Consider the following 18,803-nt stretch of genomic DNA (forward strand, 5'->3'; position numbering starts at 1 on the left):
AGCCTATCCAGAGCTTTTAATCACTAAGTAGAGGTTAGAAGTAATCTCCAATATATACATTAAAATAAAAGAATGTATACCTCCTTCTGAGACAACATCCCTTAGAAACGACTCCCATTCTAGTTGCTTTCTTATTCACACTACTGGTTCAATCCGTCAGCAGTTCTCGGCAGATTCTAAAGGTCTATACATTACATAAACATTGTGTCTAGAAGGCTTTGTGTAAATCTATTACAGTCGTTTGAGTATTGCGGAGCAGTAATCCATTGTTTAAACAATTATTAAATCTATTGGAACCTAAAAGTCTCCAATGGATGCTGTCTGTCTATCAGAAGTTTTACCGTCTAAATGTTTATGGATGTCTTGTATAACTTCTTATAATATATTGTGAAACAGAAAACAGCACGCTATGCATGAGCCACTTGAAAGTATCTGTCTATATTGAACTTTTCAATTAAAACCTCTTTTAATATATCGTCTAATAAACAGCACGTATGCAACAGAATCCAATTTAAATGACTATACTCGGAATAATCAAATTGATAACTCTTCATATATTTATCAGCAAACTCATATGCTTTTTTATTAAAACCTTTAAAATCACCATGACCTACTTTATTTCTCATCTGTCTTAATAATTTTGTTGCTTGTTCTGACTCCTCACTGTAAATTTGTTTGATAATAGGATTAATATAATTATCAATTTCATTTGTTTGTTGGTTTTTATTAAGTAACAGCATTTCAAGAACTGTGAAGGTTTTTAGAAAGTGGTAGTGCTTATAGTCATCACCTTTATTTAATGCTTCGACTATAAAATCTAATTTATAATAATCACTCTCAGTTTGAAGAAAATCATCAATACATTCACCACATTTTTTAAAATCACTAATCGCTTCATCTTTTATTCTAAATCCTTTAAATTCTGAGTCGGTTCTAAGTGCTAAAGCAGTAGTAATCCTCGGTATAACGCTAAAATAATCGTTATTACTTGAATAAATCACATTAAAGTGGGCTCTAAAATGGTTTTTACGCTTCATAAAATTTAAAAGTTTTACTATTTTTTCTGAGTAGTCTTCTTCACAAAGCCTGCCATCGAAACAATTTGTTGTCCAATCAAAAAATGGCATATCATTATAGTCATAATCAAATTCTATAAAAATCATATTCTCGAGAATACAATCAATACAATTTTCAAGCGTATCTAATGAATAGCCTTTTATAGTTTCTATATTAGTTTCTACTATCTTCTTTGCTTTTGTATAGTCGAAAACATCAGTGAGTACCTTACCATACTTAATTTGTTGTTCTTTTCTGTTGAATTCAATTCTACGGATTTCCTCAAAAATATCTTCTTTAATGGTATCCTTCCAATCATCAGGAAGATTCGCTATGAAAAGTTTTAATTTGTCTGAAATCATTGTTCTTTCAATTTTACCGTAAATATCAAGCACTACCATGGAAATCACCCCATTAAAAGTAATTCTTAATCATAGATTGCATATTTTGCATCTTTACCAATTAATTCAAATTCTTTATATCTTCATAGTAGAAAGACAGGATAAACCATGCAACAAAAAACTCTTACGTACTTTTACGGTGCGTTATTCATTAGATTAATATTTGATCTTTAGAATTTAAGTACTAGTCCCTCTTTCTAAGTTCGTCTTCGTAACTAATCATGTCATCATCCCATAATTTTTCTTCATCTTGAAAAATTGAATCATGTGTTTTGAAGTATATTTCTCTGATAACATCAATCCAATTATTGATATACTTCATCGCAAGAACACTATCCCCGGAAGGTTGGATTGTAAAAAACATAGTAGTAATTTGAGCGAGAGAAATTGCTGAATGTTCAGCAGGTGTGGTAATACCAAAATCACTTCTTCCAACAGGGATAACGTTTTTAGTTTCCATATTACTTAATCGAGCGAATGTACCCTGTGGAGAAGCATGAATTATTTTGTTAGCCAGATCATACTGTTGTCTCCAAATTTTAGAATTAATATCACAGTTATTTTGTATATCATTAAAAGTTATATATTTTTTACTCTTTGAAAAAACTCCACTTGCTCTAGCCCATTCATACCGGTCATCTGTTTCAGAAGATCGAATAAAGGCTTCTGCTACTTGTTCGCCATATGAAGTAATAAAAGAAGAAATCATCGTAAGTTCATACATTGAACGCCATCTAGCATATGCACCATCAGCAAATCCATTTTTCATTAAGGTAATAATCTCAAGAAATTGCTGTAACACTCGACCATGTATGTGTAACATTGCAGTAAAAGTATAGTAGTAATTTTTTAATTCTTCTTGTGGTAACTCATTAACATGTTTAACATATAACTCGGCAGCTTCTAATACCATAATATACATTGATTCGGAAGCTACAAATGCTTTACACCACTTTTGTTCCTGAATGGATAGGAATTCTTGTTCTTCAGCTCGAAACATCATTACCTGCTCATGCATTGTATCTCGCATGTAACTAGTTGTATCATCAGCCATTCTACTATACATATCTACAAATATTTTATCTAAATCTAACTCTTCAAATCTCTTTATTATTTCATTAGCTTCTTCATCGGTTTTAACTCCTTCTAATTGTTCTTCTAATAATTCCATAAATGTATCTTGTAGAAATTTACTTGTATTATCTGCCATTTGATTCACTCCTCGCTAATTTTCTGGTCAGTTTAAATAACCATTTTTTAGCTATCTTGACAAACGTTGTTTTTTGGGCTAATCCTTGCATACCCAAAAATCAAATTTCTCACCTCTATGTAATGAACAAGTGTGTTTGAACATTTCAATATACCTATAATACTACATTTCTATCTGTTAGGGGGCAGAGTGTACTCTAAATAAACAACGAAACTAAGGACTAAGTTAGCACTGATAGATAAATTAAAATAAAATAATACTTAAACAGTTTCGAACAAAGAAGAGTAAAATTTATTTAAACCTAATGTTAAGGTAAGATTGTACATAGTTTCACTTAAACGGGGGCTTTAATTTAATAGGAATTAAAAAATTGACTCTCCCCAACCAATTAGAGAGAGTCTTTTATTATAATAATTAATTATCCTCTTGGTGGAAAAGAATCATTACCATAACTGTTCTTTTCACGAATTCTCCCACCTGTATTGTGAATAAGTAGTTCTAATTTATTATTCTTTGCTATACCTTTAGCTATTCTTATTGCTTCGGATTGCGTTTTAGTAATTTTAGTTGTTTTTGAGTTTCCTTCTCCTTTTACTTGCCATCCACCATTTCTATGTGGTGTTACGTGTTGGTTTCTCCCCATCTATAATCTTCCCCTTCTGATTTATCGAACGTATTATTTTCTTTTCTTTAATGGAAAAGTGCGTTATTATAACAATACATAAATTTTACTTTGGCTCTTATTTGTTCGGCAAAACAAATAGGAGTTTTTTATTTTAATTTCCTTTGAAGATCTCTTTCTAATTTCTTTACCTCTGATTTAACCTCTCTTTCTACTTTCCTCTGAGCTTGTCTTATCTGACTTTTGATTCTTGCTTTGCTTACTCGACGCATAGTCCCACCTCCCTCGGTCATAACGTTATTAACTAACCCTCCCTTCTCTTTAAAGTATAGCTTGTTATTATTAGTCTATCAATATATAGTATGATAAAATTAATAAAAATACTATATATAGTTATTTATCGGTGGTTCAGGAGAAGTACTATTTGCTTTTTTGCATCAAATCCTTATCAAACTTGACCTTCTGAATCAGTGGGTTATCTTTAGAATAAATTTCAACTATTGCAGTAACCCAGTTGTTATTGTCTACTTGTCGATCGCCAAAAACCCATAGGCCCATTTCTGCTAATTCCTTTATTAATTTAGAAAGATCATTTTCTAAATCGAATCTTTGTCCTATTTCAATCATATCCCAAATATCTAAAACGTCAGCAGGGACAGATAAGAATTCCTGGGATTTTTTAATTTGCTCTTCTATTTTGCAATCGTGATAATCATATCCATATTGATGTGCAGAGGCAATAATTCTAACCAGTTCTCTTCCAGATTCAATTCGTTTAAGAAATCTCATGTCAGTGAATTTTACCTTACTCTCTTCCTTAATCGTTTCATCATCGTTAAACATATCCCCAATTTCCTCTAAATTTGTACCTAATGCATTTAATACCAATAATAATGTTTCCTTTTCAGTATTTTCACCTGCTTCCAACCTACGGATTGTCCGTTCACTAACCCCAGCAATTTCTGCTAATTTTGATTGTGTCCATAATTTTAGGTTTCTAAGTTCTTTGATTTTTTGACCGATGTGCATTTACTACATCTCCTTACTTGTTATTTGATTTAATTATATAGCTAATGGTACAAGTTTTTAAGGTCAGAAATAGGTCAATGATAGGACATCTTTAGGAATAGAATTGTTTAAGGTCTGAATCCATTAAATTCTCGGGTTTCTGCTTGTTCCCCTTATCGCTATATATCGCTTTAAAACTTCTTTCATTTTCGATTGAATGGGTACATATCTATGAAACTGATTTTTTGTGTGTCTAATAAAAATAACACCTTCTGAAAACTTCACGTCCTCAACAAATATCGCTTGAGATTCACTTAGTCTTACTCCGGTTTCTAATAGTAAGAGCATATAAGTATAATCGCGATAACCGGTAAAGGTTCGCTTGTCTGCTGCATTGAATAAACGGCGAAGTTCTCCCATACTAACCGTTTCTATATTTCCTTTTCGTACTTTCAACAACGGATATGCCTTCATCGGGTTGTTTCGGATAACGTCTGATTCACGTATAAAGTTAAAAAATGCTCTCATTGCCCGTAATCTTGTATTAATCGAGTTATTCGTACATCCCCTATCATGCCGTAAATAGTCAACGTAATTGTTAACGTCAGTACGTACGATTCGGCTAATATAATCTTGCTCCGTTTGTATGCGATCCTGTTTTACTAACCATCGGCGAAACTGTCGGAGTTCATTTCGGTAATATTTTATTGTTGCTTCTCGAAGTCCTCTTCGTTCTCCATCGGTTATAAATCGGCTAACTGCTTCGTCAAACGTAACAGTATGAACGTCTTCAGGTGTCGTTGCTATATCGACCTCTAATGGATTTAAATCGTTTTTTCTGCGTATACCTTTATTTTTAGACACGAAAAAAGACGCCTTAACGATTATGTAATCCGTTAAGACGCCGTCATATCAACGTTTCTTTAGTACCGGTGGAGCATACTCCATCTCATACACACAAACTTGATAATTTTTTGCTGCTTGATTAAGCATTTCACTAATTGAATTATGATTAGTATTTTGTACAAGAGTTTCATTATCAAATATTTCAATTACAGGCTTAATATCCTGAAGTAATTTTAATTCTGGAATACCAACCTTATATTGAATATCTAATTCCGTTCTTTTGCATTGCTCATCATCTTGGACTCTTATATTATCAATAAAATGTTTAAAAATACCTCCGACATTTTCAATACCTAAATCTATTATTTTATTAAAATTATACTGGACCTCAAACGTATGTTTGATTTCTTCTTTCAACTTTTTAAAATAGTTTAGAGTTTCGTCTGTTGATCCCTTACTTTTGATAACTTCTTTTAACTCTTTTATTTCAGTTATCCTTTTTTGAATCTCTTCCTCATACTCTTGTATAAGGATTTGATTTTCAGACTGAATTATTAATTCTAAGTAACGGTTCTTCTCGGTTTCAAGAGTTTTAATTCTTTCTTTTTTTGTATTTTGATTGCTCAAATCATCTTTTAATCTATCTTGAATTTTATTAGCTGTTTCATTATAAATTTCCATTACCTTATCTAGCTTTAAAATTTCAATAACACTCACGAATAATATTTCATCTATTCGATCAATTCTGAGTCCTCTTTTATTGTTACAATAAGGTTTTCCCTTAGTTTTGTATCCCCCGCAAACATAATAATCAAATTTAACCCCCCGACCATTTCTACGCGGTCCATGATAATAACTATGCTCGCAAACATTACAAGTTATAAGGCCACTGAGAAATTGATTGCCACTTACTCTTTTGTCTAAATTTTCTGGTTTAGCTCTATTCTTCTTTTTTAATAGATCTTGTACCATTAAAAAATCTTGATTTGTTACAATTTGAGGATGATTATTTTCTACTGTAATCCATTCATCCTTAGAAGTTTTTTTCTTTTTTGTTCTACTCAAATTCCTGCGTTTTGAATACACAAAATCTCCAGTATAATGAATGTTCTTCAATATTGATTGTAATGTCCCAACTGAATAATCATTCCTACCTAACACATTGTTTTCATTTAAATAATTCCTTATCTTTAATATTCCATCTCCATTTAAATACTTGTCAAAGATATCTTTAACTATTGCTGCTTCCTCCACCACAAGTTCAAACTTCTGTGTTTCCTTATTTAGTGTAAAACCAAAGGGAGGTACTCCACCTAAGAATTGTCCTCGTAATGCTCTGTTTCGCATATTATCACGTACATTCTCAGCAATTTGCTCTCGTTGTAACTGTGCAACTGCTCCGATAATATTTATTAGAAATTTCCCGTACATAGTATCTGTTCTTAGAAAATTCTTCAGTTACTGACACAAAGTCTACATTATGCTTTTCAAGTTCCACTAAATACTTGTTTAAATCTAATACATCCCTTGCAAATCGACTCAAACTATAAACAACTACCACATCAATCTTAGGATTATTTCTTATTTCCCAAAACATTTTTTGAAAACCCGGTCTTTCATCCGTACCACCACTATAGTCTAAGTCTTCATATTTGGATACAATTTGGTACTCCTTTTGTTCACAATATTTGCTAATGTGGCTCATTTGTGTTTCAGGACTTTCCTTGTCTTTAAACTTCGTAACAGCTGTACCCATTCTACTTACCCTTATATAGGCAATCGCACTCTTATTCATCTTCTCTCCTCCTTTTCCATATTATAACGGGCCGAAGGAAACAAGAGTCTTCCGCATTTGCTACATTAGATTATTTTATCATTCATCGTCCCAACCATTTTCTTTCATTTGCTTCATTACATTTGTTATTAGGATTAATGACTCATATTCAATTTCTTGATCGTCAAACTGGTCTTCTTCAGGAAGGTTTCTAAGACCTCTTTGTATTTCATAGTCTTCTACTTCACCATTATGGTATTTTATCGATATTTTACTTTTATTCGAATTCCCTATATCATCTATTACTATTTCCTCAATAAAAGAAGCAATTATCTTCTTTACTGTTGAAAAGGTTAAGGATTTTAAAAAGAGAATTTTATTGAAATTTTCCTCATTAAAAGTTTGTATAATCTCTTCAACGTCAGGAATATCCTTCTGTTCAAATTGAATAGCATGGTCCAAGAGTCTTTGATGTAAATCATTAATCTCCTTAACATATCTTTGAACATTTTTTTCATACTCATGTTCCATTTCATAATCCTCTTTATCAAAGGCTCTTTTCATCTTTTCATTATAATAATTTTTCATCTTCTCATGATCTTTAATTTTCTTTTTTATAACAGGGATGTTTTCTGAGTTAACTGCAATCTGGTCTTCAACTCTACTATATTCTTCCCTATAAAAATCAAAAAGTTCTTCCTTGGTTATTTTTCCTTCTAAAGCATTAAATATTATGTTTTCAAGTTGTACTTTCCTAACCTTCTTTTGTTTGCATGTAAAATTATTTTTATCACTACACAAATAGTAATAATATGTTTTAGCAGAAGAACTAGAAGAGACATAATAATGACTCCCACAGTATCCACAACGCACTTTACCGGTTAATAAATTTTTTCCCCTGACATTATCTAATTCCGTTTCCGTTTTATTATTCTTTCCCCTTTTTTTGACCTCTTCCTGCACTAAAAGAAATTGTTGTTTACTAATAATAGATGGATGATTGTTATGAATTATCGTAAATTCCTCACTATCTTCATCAAATTCACCATCTTCACCTTCAAGCTCTTTATATCTATCCTTACCATAAACATACTTACCAGTGTATTTTTCATTGGACAAAATTGCTCTTATTGTATCTGCTTCAAATTTAAGATTAGGGTCAACTATATTCATAGTTGATATTTCCTCTGATATTTTTGCAGGACTTTGTCCATCAAGGTACCGATTAAATATGAATTGAACAACTTTTGCTTTATCCTCATCTATCACATACTTACGTTCGTCATCTAATTTATATCCAAAAAGTACTTTTCCACCAAGGTGAACACCCGATTTAGATTTAGAAAGCATAGAATGTTTTACAGTTTGACGAATTTGATCTCTTTGATACTCAGCTATAGTTCCAAAGAGGTTTATCATAAAATTCTTTAAAGAAGGATCTTGCTGATTAAAAATTGGCTCTGTACAAGAGATAAAAGAAACATAATTTTTGTCTAAGCGTTCAAGATAAGTCTTTACGTCCATTAAATTCCTCGAAAACCTACTTAGGTTATATACTATGACTGCATCAACTTCTCCTCCATTTTCAATGTCATGAAACAATAATTTAAAATCAGGCCTTTCATCATTACCACCCGTATAATCTAAATCTTGGTAAATATGATTTAAGGTATAATTTTCTCTTTTACAGTATGCTTTTATTTCGTTCTCTTGCATTCTGGGACTTTCTTTTTCTTCATATTTAGTCCCTAGTCTACTAACCCGTATATATCCAACTGCGACTTTTTCTTTTTTCACTATAACCCCCTCGAATCTTATTAATTTTATAAACTTTCCACTTAATTAATTTTATTTATTTAAGAGACTTTCCAAATCATTAAAAATTTTAATAGTTTGTTTTTAGTTGAAGAAAGATATCTAAAATGCTTTGATAATATTAAGACTTATTTTTAGATCTTTCATAATGAAATAATCTGGAATACGAAAGGAGTAACTATGGTTAGTTTAAGAAAGTTCATTTTATATTCTTGTATTTTTGGCGATTCACTTATTAAGAATGTATTCCCTGATAGAAATAAACTTAAAGATCAAATATTATGTATTCTAATACAAGCAGTTTTCGTGTTCTTATTTTGTGTTCCATTGACGATAATAATATTACCATTTTTTCTATTACTATCTTCACGCCCCGATATACTATTGTTGGAGCTCTCCAAATACATATATTTTTTATTGGTGTTAACTTTTATGGTCCATATACTTTTAAACCAATCAAACAAGGAATATAGTTTTCCTAAAGTAATAATTGAAGTTTATTTCATTTTTAAAACTCTTACAAAACGAATAAAAATAAAGTTCATTAACACAATAATAACTTTCACATTATTATCTACTATAGTCTACTTTATAATAACAATTGGTAGTAAATTACTCACTCATTACCCCCAATTAGAAGGAAGTCACATAGTATTTTTTGGTGTAGTATTTAGTCTAATTTTAATAATGCTATTTTTGGAAGGAACTAAAGATGAGTTAAAGCGTACTTTAAGACAATTTAGTTTTTGGTTAATTATTTTCTTGTTACTTTTAGGTTTCTCATTAACTCAAATTAATGTATATATTTTACCAAAGTTAAGCAACGAAACTCTTCTTAGTACTTCTTTAATCCTAATTGGAATTCTATTTAACTTTGCTCAAGTATTAAGTACTGGAAGAACTGCATATAGTTTAGCGTTAAAAGAAGTCAATAAAGAAGGAATAATTGAACGTACTTACAGTGAGGCCTTCACATATTCAAAATTCTTAAGAATTATTGGAGAATATAAAAGTACACAGAAACAAATAATTAGTGAAATAAAGAATGAAATAGCCAGAATAGGACTTAAAAAATTCCTTATAAATATGCTTCCTGTTTGGAGTATAATTATATTTTTCCTTTTTACTTTTACTATACTTAATTTATATTCTAGTAACATCTCTAATTTATTTGAAAGCATATTAGATTTCATAATTAATATTTGGATATTATTATGGGGGGGAGATAAAGATTTTGCTATGTCTCTTTTCGTCTTATTATTGTTATTCTATTTCTTCTTTAAACAGCTTAGTGTTCTTTTGTTATTATTCAGAGAAAAACATTTAATTCCAATATTTAAACAAATAGAAATGATGCTTCTAACAACAATAATCATTGTCATTTTCATAGATATCATCTTGGTAAATATAACACTTGTTAACGTTATTGTTGTTCCATTAGGCATAATTACAATTTTATTAGGTGCATTACTTGCTTTTATTGAAAAACTAACAAGCAACAGTAAAAACTCAAATTCAAATAACAAAAATAAAAATAACGAATAAAAGGTTTATCAATCGATTCTACTGTAGTTAGTCCTAGTGATATTTATATTGCGAAATATACGACATTACATTGAAAAAGTAACCTCCTCAACGATCAATAATTTGTCAACAATAGCGAATTCTTTAAAAATGCCATTTCTGTTGCTTTGGAGCAATATAAGCCAAATAAAATTAAATGTGTACTATTTAATTGCATTACCTAATTTTTTCATTTTTTTCATACCTTAGATGAACATAATCCTTATAGGTATAGGTATAACTTATCTGAAAAAAATGTTAAGTGCCGAAAAAAATGAAAAAAATGAACGATTACCAATCATTATAACTATTTTTTTCAACACTAATGGTTTTTAATATTATAATGAAAATTAACAGTTATAATGATAAATAATATCCATCCTCTTTTAATAAAAATGCAGTCAACTTAGTAGCTGACTGCATTTTACTCATCTCTATTTCATAAGTTCTATTAATTCCTTTTGTGAAAATGATATATATTCGGCCCCTACAACTGGTAAATTACTTAGAATAAGTACTTTGGCTGGAAACCTATTTACCCTTGCACGTCCAATAGCCTGTAGTAACTGACTTTCCACAAGGTAGAACTGTACTTCTTTCAACAAAGAATCATTACTGTATGTAGTAAAATAAAAACGCAAGCCATTTCTTTCCACTGGAATATACTCCATCCTACTTTCTTCTAGACCCATGCGGTACCCTAGTGCAACACTAATTAAGAGATATGCAATTGGATTGAGATGCGGAGTTCCAATTACGGTAATATTCTCACCTTTCAGACTATCAATTCCCTCGGTATTACCAAAATATATGTCTTCTTTTCTATCAGAGTTGAAAAAATCCTTGTACGTAATAATTTCGCTTTTTGGATTATAACGTTTCATGAGGTTTTGGGCTAGGCATTTTAATTCTTTCTGATTTTCTTTGATTGTGTATCTGCTAAAACTTTTTGATGTAACCTGTAATATGTTACCTACTGGGTTTACAAGTCCCAAATCAATAAATGATACTTCCTCACCAAAAACTAATTTTGCTATTTTCTGATTTATAGTGGCACTTAGAATGATGACCTTTTTGTCAAAGGTAAATTATTTCTTTGTATAAAAAATATGTAATCCGTATTGTGTATTTTTTTCTTAATAAAATAGTCACAATTTAGAAACCCTAATACATTTGAACTAACGGTTGATTCTTCTACAATAGTCTGTTCTAAATCCTTTACAGACGGTAATAAAAAAGATGACCGTTCCTGAACAATATCAACTGGAGCATTTAATATACCGTTTTGCAATGTAATAATAACATCCTTATTCACTTCATTATCTTGTAACTTTGTGAATGCAAATACTAAATCTGACACCTTCATTTGATATATTGGAAAAAGACTTGGTATCGGATCTTCATCGAAAATAAGCGTTGAGTTTGAATCGTCATTTGTAAAAATTGCTCGCTGATGTGTGGTAAGCAGCAATTCTCTTTTAGAAGATTTTACTTTTTCCAAGTCTTGTAGAAAGTTAGATACATCCTCGTTTTCATTGGCAATCTGTCTTAAAAATTTATTTACTGTTCTGTATGCACCAATATTATATAGGTGTTCAATTTTTTCTGAAAAAGACTCTTGGAGTAAAGGCAATACTGGAACTTTTATATGCTTTATCTTTTTAGCGTTTAAACGCTGAGACACTTCATCTTTTAGTTTATGAGTCGGTAATGCAATACTGAAGTTGTTTTCTTGTGCAAGATTGACAATTGCTTCTGTCTTACCTAGCCCTGTTGGTGCTTTAATTACATACACACCTTGATCTTTATTCTTAATAATTTCCTCGAAGGCTTCTTCCAATTTTTTATATATTATATCAACTTCCTCAAATTCTGGCTCCTGTAACACTTGCACACTTCCTCTAGGCAATTTACCTTGCTCAATCATATTATTAGCATGGATACATTCACCTACAAATGGACAATAGGTATCACATCTTGTTGGCGCATAATTCATTTTTTTAATTTGATTCATCATTAATGACCATTCTTCTTTTTTGGTCAGATATTCCTTCCGGGAGTTAATAATTTCAACTACTTTTGACTTACCACCTTCAATATTTAATAAGTTGGTCATTAACCCAAACATCTCGCTATGGTAAAGCCAGTAATCACCTAAAGTTCCCTCTCGATAAAGTTTGCACCTTTTTTGTAAATTGTCAAAAGGGAAGTTCCTAACCTGCTTCACCTCCGGCTCGCCAAAGGAACTGGGTTCAAGTGAATAACTCTCATCCTCCTGAAAAGAATCCTTCGAGAAAACCAAGTAATATGAAAAATGACTATTTTTCACACGCGTACTATAGTAATTAATAGTGTTGGTGCGGTTTTTAGTCCTAGATATAAATAAAGTGTTGCCTTCACCATTAGGCAGGTCTTTCTCTTCAACCTGCTTATAGTGAGGATACCCTTTAAAATATGCCAGTCCTGAGGCTTTGCAAAATCTCTTCATCTCTCTCGTTGCATTCGATCCAGACCTTATCTTCTGTACCACTCCATCCAAAATCTTTGGAACACTCAAAACTCCTCGTTTAACAAATTCAATTTTCTTCCCACCAAAAAGAATTCTCGCAGCATCGTTGGCATTTTTATCAGACGATGGAAATAAAGTTGTAAGTGCTGTTTGTATAACATTTCGAACCCGTAAATCTTGAATTTCTTCATCCAATACATAGACCATTCGAAATTTGTGATTCTCATCCGAATGACTGAAAGTTGAATAAACGAAGGTAGGTTCAACTCTCAATTCAGCGCTCTGTTTTAATGCCCCTTCGATATTCAACCCGGAATCAATATCTAAGGCAAAAACCTGCTGACTTTTCCAAGTTTGATTTGACCTTTTTCCTTCATTAAATACTGCAGGTGTAAATGATCTAGCATTTGGAATTGTGACATTTTTCATCAGTTCTTCAATTGATATTGAAGTAGTAATCCCTGCTATTCTTTCTGAAATCTCCCTAACTTCTTTCTTCTCAGGCTTTTTATTAAAACCTTCATGATCCAAACAAACATTAATTTTTTCTTCTAAAATATTTATCTCTTTAACCATTTTATCCCTCCTCTCAAATAAGGAGGAGCATGGTATTTTTAATCGTATTGTAATGGAATTCTATAATTTTTCTTCTTAATCAACTCCTCTTAACACTTTTCAATGGTTACAGCTTCATATTATGTCACCTAAAAATTCTTTTCAAATTTTTAGTGTAGGTATTTTATAATATAAGTTTAACTAGTTCAGCCTGATTGTGAAGAATTTTATTAAATTTACTCAAGATGCAAAAAGAACACACCGTTTAGCTTAAATTCCTATAACGATTCAACTATAGCAATTACTTTTTCAAACTCTTTTATCATATTCTCTGTATCGGTATATGTAGGTTCAAGTACCGAATGTGCTATCGAATGTCTGTATTTCTTTCTGAAAGTATCGACCGTATACCACTCAGTTGGATAATCTATTACTAGTGATTTCCCTGTTGCTCTTTTTAGTGTTTTGTTACACCTGTCCTTAAAATTCATCTTTGTTGCGTTTAATATCTTATTAATACTTTCTTCAGTCTTACCTTTAGAAAATAAACTCGTCCTTATCTTTCTTTCAACTGAATATTCTAGTACTGCCGATATATTTATAATCGCAGATCTTGTTTCCCCCTTTTCTAAAAGATTTTTAGCAACGATAGTTAATGATTTAAGTGGATCAACTTCTACACCATTCTGCAAAATGTTTTTCAACTCTGTTAATTTCTGTTGAGTAATATCAGGTAACCACGGTTTGTTTATAATAGGTGGTAATTTACCTATTCTTTTAAATCCTTGCCACTGAACACTATCAACAAACTGTGTTACTTGAATTCCTCGTAATGTGTGTAGTGTACATTTTTCAACAAAAAAGTCATCCCTTAATACTGAATATGCTTTAATTAACCTATTAATCCCTGATAAGAACAGATCTGGATTTGATAATACCGAAAGTTGCCTTTCTATTAAGACAGAGTAACCTAGCTCTACCTTTTCTTCATCATTGAAAAGTGAGTACATCGACTTTGAAAATTCAACTAAATTATCCCCGTAATCAATTTCATTGTATAGAATTATAGATTGTAATTTATTCACCTTAGTTTCTTGACTGATATCTTCTAGCTCGTTTGAAACATTAAATATCTTTTTTACTTCCCAAGATATATGCGTTCGTAATTTTTCTCTATAATTATCCCTTTCTTCTTCAACTAAAGCAGGTATTTCATCTTCCTCTACTTCAAAGTAAGCATCTTTTCCTTGATAGGTAGTCTTTACTTTATATTTTGTATTACTAATTTGTAAGTCTAAATAATAATTCCTCCCTCTAAAGTTAACTGCTGTGTTATATACATCATTAGGCAGATTTAATATAAATGGTAACTCTACTGAATGAATTACTTTTAACTCCACTAGGATTCCTCCAATCTTAATAGTAAGCTATCTTTCCAAGAATTATAGAAAGGATAACATCCTTATAATACATAATTTTCCATACTTTTAACTAATCTGATCTTATCATATCCACTATTTCACTTGTTGGACTATCCTGCAGTTTAAAGTAAAATTTTTCACAAGGAAGATGTATTGCGTATTATAGATCTGCTACGCAATATAAGAGTTCTTCACTATCTGGCCCTGATTGCAGAAGATTTATCTTATTGAAATCAATCAAATATGTGTGGTAACTATAATATTTTGATTCTAAAAACTATGTTTTTCCTTATCACACTACAAGATTTGAAATGTTAAACACAGCCTGTCATTCCTTAGTGGACTTTTGTCATTCAATCGTAAAAACTATGTCGAGGGTATTACAATCCTTTTGTATCTTTCAACAAATAAGAAAAATATTCCTTTTTGGTGTAAAATGGTGATAAAAGGGGGCTAAAATATGACTGATGAACAAAAGGCTGTTTCGTCCGTATTGGAATTCTTACACGATGAAAATAAAAAAACTCTACTAGTAAGAGGGTACGATAACGATGCAAAATTAAAGGTAGTTCTCTCCTGCTTAAATAAAGAGTTCGAACTAGGCATTATAAGAACAAGTTCTATGTCCGATATATCAGATCATATAAATCGAGCTTTTAAACGAAATTTGTTACCTAATTCAGTTAAATCAACAACTAGATATAAGTTAGGAAAAATGACTGTTAACATAAACAGTTATGTAACTCATACACAATCTAATCCTAAAGGAAATGAGAATACTTTTACTTTATTTTATCCAATTCAACTAGTATTAGATAATCCCAAAAGATTGAGCAGATTTATAGATGAATTAGAAAAAATTAAATCCAGAAAAATAATATTAATCACTACAAATGAGTGGAGTATTAAAAAATGGGATATAGAAAATTACATGGATGAAGTATTTTTTTATAACGTTGAGAATGACAATCCACAGATAATGAGAAACTTAAAAAATAACGGTGCGATCTAATTAAATGCAGGAAAATAGTAAAAGTACCAATTATTAGTAGAGCTCTCTTTTCTTTGAACATTAGAAATAAATGGATTTAAATGAAGAACATGCGGGTTAATATATCTAATTTACTAGTAAAAGTAGAAGTGAATATAAAGGATAAAAGAGCCTAGAATATACAAGCTTTCATGTACTCCTTGTATATTTTGGCTCTTTTTAATTCATAATACATTCTGCTATAAACAACATTATATTTCAGTTTCCACTTACAGTACCCCATTAAAATTCACTGTATTATTTAAAGTTAGACGTGTACTTGTCTATGAACTGAGTTTCTTTAAAAAAGAAACTTTTCATTAAATCATCAACTTTGTTAACGTCATTTGCATTTGCAGCTACAGCTTGAGCAAAGTTCTTTAAATTAGTTTTTAAATTTTCAAGGTCACCTTCATTCATGATTCTAATATTCTTATTAGGAGAAGCTGCATAATCGAACTTATTTGACTTATGTACCATAATAGGTACATGATTGTTGCCTTCATCGTACTTCTCATAAAACCAATTTATTGATCCATTCAATTGGTTGCAGTCATCTTTACTAATGTAATCCGTAACAGCACCATTTTTACACTCAATCACATAGTACTTCGAATTACCAACAGACCACAAATTATCAGGACCTTTTCTAAACTGTTTCTCTGGCCTTTGCCCTCTATATCCTAAAACATATGCCAGATCCATAAATGCTTGTTCAAAAGTATTTGCAGTTTCAGGCATGAAAACTAATTGCTCGATTAATTTATTCACAAATAATATATACTTATTTGGACCCTTAAACTTCATATTAATATAATTTACAAGTTCTTGTGCTTGAGAAACATCTGCTGGAATAAGACGATTATATTGAATACCTTCAATTGGATGGATCACCTGACTATTATCTTTTATAGCAGACATAAGGGTTTGTTGAGTTTCAACAGGGTCATAAAAATGGAGGTATTCCGCTAATTTTTGCTTCATAACTCCTCTTATAATTTGGTTTTCCTCCTCATTAATTACGTTTAATAAGATTTGAGTCGATTCTCTATGATTATTATTAAGTGCATGGTTGTAAGCTTCACGTTCTTTTATAATTCTATCATCAAATATAACACTTGGATCATATTTCACTTTCACTAATGCACCTCTTGAGGTTCTAATCCAGTCCTTATCCCGATTTAGTGAATAATTTATTACATCTTTAAGTTCTTCCAAATCTTTACCACGTAGTTGTTTTGATAACCGGGATGAGAGTTCAACCTGCTTTCTCGTTGCTGCAGTAAATCTAGATATTGCACCATTAACATATAAATGATTGACTAGAGAGCGCCCCATTAGAAATACAACACAATAATCATCTTTTGATCGAATTCCCCTACCCATCCCTTGTTCAATTTTTTGTATTTTATTATTTAGTAGTAATTCATTACCTTGTAATGCAGACTCTTCTATTTTATCTATCTTTCTCCTAACATCAGGAAGTCCATCTATTACTAACACCGTACAAGCACTTTTAGGTAGATCAATTCCATCATATTTATTTATTACTACAACTAAACCTACATGTCCTTTTTTTAGTTCTTCAACACCGGCGTGTAAATTTTTAGAGTTTAATATCTTATCAGCTACGTCTTCCCAATATTTTGCTCTATAATTAGATGGTACTATTATTACAACATTTTGAGTTTGGGAAATTTCTTTATAAAATATTTTTAATTGATCATCAGAAATATCAGGATTTAATTCTTGAGGTACAATTATCATTCTTTCACCAATATCGTTTGAACTGTTAGGCGTAATAGCCTGTGATATCATGGTATGATCTATATTAAAATGGGAAACCAGAACACTATCATCAGAAATTGTCGCACTCATAAAAATTCTTCTTTGTGCATTTTGAAAACTTGGGATATTATGTATAGGTAAAAATTTAGGTGATATTTCTAATCCGTCACTACCTATTACACAATAACAATGTTCTATATTATTTTTTATTAATGGCCAGCCAAACATTAATGACTTTAAATTTTCATCATTACTATCCTTATTATTGTGTAGTATTCTAATGATTTCGCTTTTATTATCAATCCAACTCCAAAATGGTACAATTCTATTAGCATTAGGGTCCCCTGCTTCTAATTCTATTAATCCTACTTCTGACTGCTGTTTTATACTTTCTCGAAACAAATTTAGGAATTCCCCATATACTTCGGTATTATAAGGTATTTTTATGGAGAATTGATTTTCAGCAATATCAAGGCACGCGTGGGCATCATCAATTATAATGCTTCCTATATTAATCTTAACATTTTCAGTTCCAAAAACTGACTTGCCATTTATTAGCTTAAATATATTTATAATTAGGATTGATTCACCTTTCAAGAAACTAGGATCATTCGTATTTTCCGTAACATCTATACCTAGACTCATAGCCTCATTTACTACTTGTTTAACTAAATACGGATCGGGAACTACATACACTGCTGGACCATTATTTTCATTGAGACAACTCTTTAGCATCAAAAGTCCAACGACAGTTTTGCCGCTACCCGTATTCATTTTAATAATAACGTCTTTTTTGTCCCGATAATCTTCAAACCATTTATTTAGCACCTCAGTCTGGACATCTCTTAAATATTCTTCATATTTATCATCCTTTTCTGGTAAAACATCAAATAGCTCTCTTGGATTAATAACTGTGTCTACCGAGTTGTTACCATTTAATTTTCCAAAATCAATAATCACAAATAAACCCCTCCGCATCTTATTATTTATCACTACCTATTTTAAACCTTTAAATAATGTTAGAAAAGTATGCCAACATTTCATACGAGTTTATATACCTATAAGTTCCTTTTATCACCAATTAATAATATTTAACAGGAAAACAACTTTCCATATTGAATCATGACAAAGAAACAGTATAAATCTTTACACAAGACACGAAAGGGGATGTCGTAGAAAAATTGCGTGGAACTATTATTCTACGC

General features: G+C 30.9%; 15 protein-coding genes. 2 read left to right on the forward strand and 13 right to left on the reverse strand.

What is annotated here, in order from left to right:
* Window positions 1–407 precede the first annotated feature (407 nt).
* From DES48_RS11005 to DES48_RS11040, 9 genes are all read right to left on the reverse strand, one after another.
* A complete protein-coding gene (locus DES48_RS11005; RefSeq protein WP_113869191.1) occupies window positions 408–1,457 on the reverse strand; it encodes a hypothetical protein in 1,050 nt (349 codons plus the stop codon).
* A gap of 184 nt (window positions 1,458–1,641) precedes the next feature.
* Complete coding sequence (locus tag DES48_RS11010; protein ID WP_113869193.1) at window positions 1,642–2,667, reverse strand: DUF5677 domain-containing protein; 1,026 nt, start codon at window positions 2,665–2,667, stop codon at window positions 1,642–1,644.
* 418 nt (window positions 2,668–3,085) lie between these two features.
* On the reverse strand, window positions 3,086–3,310 hold the full coding sequence (locus DES48_RS11015; RefSeq protein ID WP_113869195.1) for a DUF2188 domain-containing protein: 225 nt from the start codon (window positions 3,308–3,310) through the stop codon (window positions 3,086–3,088).
* Between the two features lie 128 nt (window positions 3,311–3,438).
* Complete coding sequence (locus DES48_RS16410; protein ID WP_281269242.1) at window positions 3,439–3,561, reverse strand: hypothetical protein; 123 nt, start codon at window positions 3,559–3,561, stop codon at window positions 3,439–3,441.
* A 148-nt stretch (window positions 3,562–3,709) separates the two neighbouring features.
* A complete protein-coding gene (locus tag DES48_RS11020; protein WP_113869197.1) occupies window positions 3,710–4,318 on the reverse strand; it encodes a helix-turn-helix transcriptional regulator in 609 nt (202 codons plus the stop codon).
* A 123-nt stretch (window positions 4,319–4,441) separates the two neighbouring features.
* Complete coding sequence (locus tag DES48_RS11025; protein WP_245911404.1) at window positions 4,442–5,161, reverse strand: tyrosine-type recombinase/integrase; 720 nt, start codon at window positions 5,159–5,161, stop codon at window positions 4,442–4,444.
* Window positions 5,162–5,209: 48 nt separating this feature from the next.
* Window positions 5,210–6,574 carry a recombinase family protein gene (locus DES48_RS11030; protein ID WP_113869199.1) on the reverse strand — a complete coding sequence of 455 codons (1,365 nt, stop codon included), beginning with the start codon at window positions 6,572–6,574 and terminating at the stop codon, window positions 5,210–5,212.
* Entirely contained in the window at window positions 6,507–6,938 is a 432-nt protein-coding gene (locus tag DES48_RS11035; protein WP_113869201.1) for a recombinase family protein, read from the reverse strand. Before DES48_RS11035 ends, DES48_RS11030 begins: the two co-directional genes overlap by 68 nt.
* Window positions 6,939–7,016: 78 nt before the next feature.
* Window positions 7,017–8,714, reverse strand: a complete 1,698-nt coding sequence (locus DES48_RS11040; RefSeq protein ID WP_113869204.1) for a recombinase family protein — start codon at window positions 8,712–8,714, stop codon at window positions 7,017–7,019.
* 450 nt (window positions 8,715–9,164) lie between these two features.
* Here DES48_RS11040 and DES48_RS11045 point away from each other — a divergent pair, with 450 nt between their 5' ends.
* Window positions 9,165–10,277, forward strand: coding sequence for a hypothetical protein (locus tag DES48_RS11045; protein WP_147232404.1), 1,113 nt, complete (start codon window positions 9,165–9,167; stop codon window positions 10,275–10,277).
* Between the two features lie 452 nt (window positions 10,278–10,729).
* On the opposite strand, the gene DES48_RS11050 is transcribed toward DES48_RS11045, so the two are convergent.
* The 3 genes from DES48_RS11050 to DES48_RS11060 all read right to left on the reverse strand — a co-directional run bounded on the left by DES48_RS11050 (window position 10,730) and on the right by DES48_RS11060 (window position 14,759).
* The gene (locus DES48_RS11050; protein WP_113869208.1) at window positions 10,730–11,290 is read right to left on the reverse strand and encodes a hypothetical protein; all 561 of its coding nucleotides are present in this window, start codon (window positions 11,288–11,290) and stop codon (window positions 10,730–10,732) included.
* A gap of 62 nt (window positions 11,291–11,352) precedes the next feature.
* Window positions 11,353–13,380: a P-loop NTPase family protein gene (locus DES48_RS11055; protein ID WP_113869210.1), complete on the reverse strand. Its 2,028-nt coding sequence runs from the start codon at window positions 13,378–13,380 to the stop codon at window positions 11,353–11,355.
* A gap of 257 nt (window positions 13,381–13,637) precedes the next feature.
* Window positions 13,638–14,759: a hypothetical protein gene (locus tag DES48_RS11060; protein ID WP_113869213.1), complete on the reverse strand. Its 1,122-nt coding sequence runs from the start codon at window positions 14,757–14,759 to the stop codon at window positions 13,638–13,640.
* Between the two features lie 481 nt (window positions 14,760–15,240).
* Here DES48_RS11060 and DES48_RS11065 point away from each other — a divergent pair, with 481 nt between their 5' ends.
* Window positions 15,241–15,792 (forward strand): hypothetical protein, encoded by a 552-nt coding sequence (locus tag DES48_RS11065; protein WP_113869215.1) that lies wholly within the window; start codon window positions 15,241–15,243, stop codon window positions 15,790–15,792.
* Window positions 15,793–16,068: 276 nt separating this feature from the next.
* Here DES48_RS11065 and DES48_RS11070 read toward each other — a convergent pair whose 3' ends face one another.
* A complete protein-coding gene (locus tag DES48_RS11070; RefSeq protein ID WP_113869217.1) occupies window positions 16,069–18,558 on the reverse strand; it encodes a DEAD/DEAH box helicase family protein in 2,490 nt (829 codons plus the stop codon).
* Window positions 18,559–18,803 lie beyond the last annotated feature (245 nt).

It is taken from the genome of Paraliobacillus ryukyuensis (assembly GCF_003315295.1).
GTDB classification, from domain to species: Bacteria; Bacillota; Bacilli; order Bacillales; family Amphibacillaceae; genus Paraliobacillus; species Paraliobacillus ryukyuensis.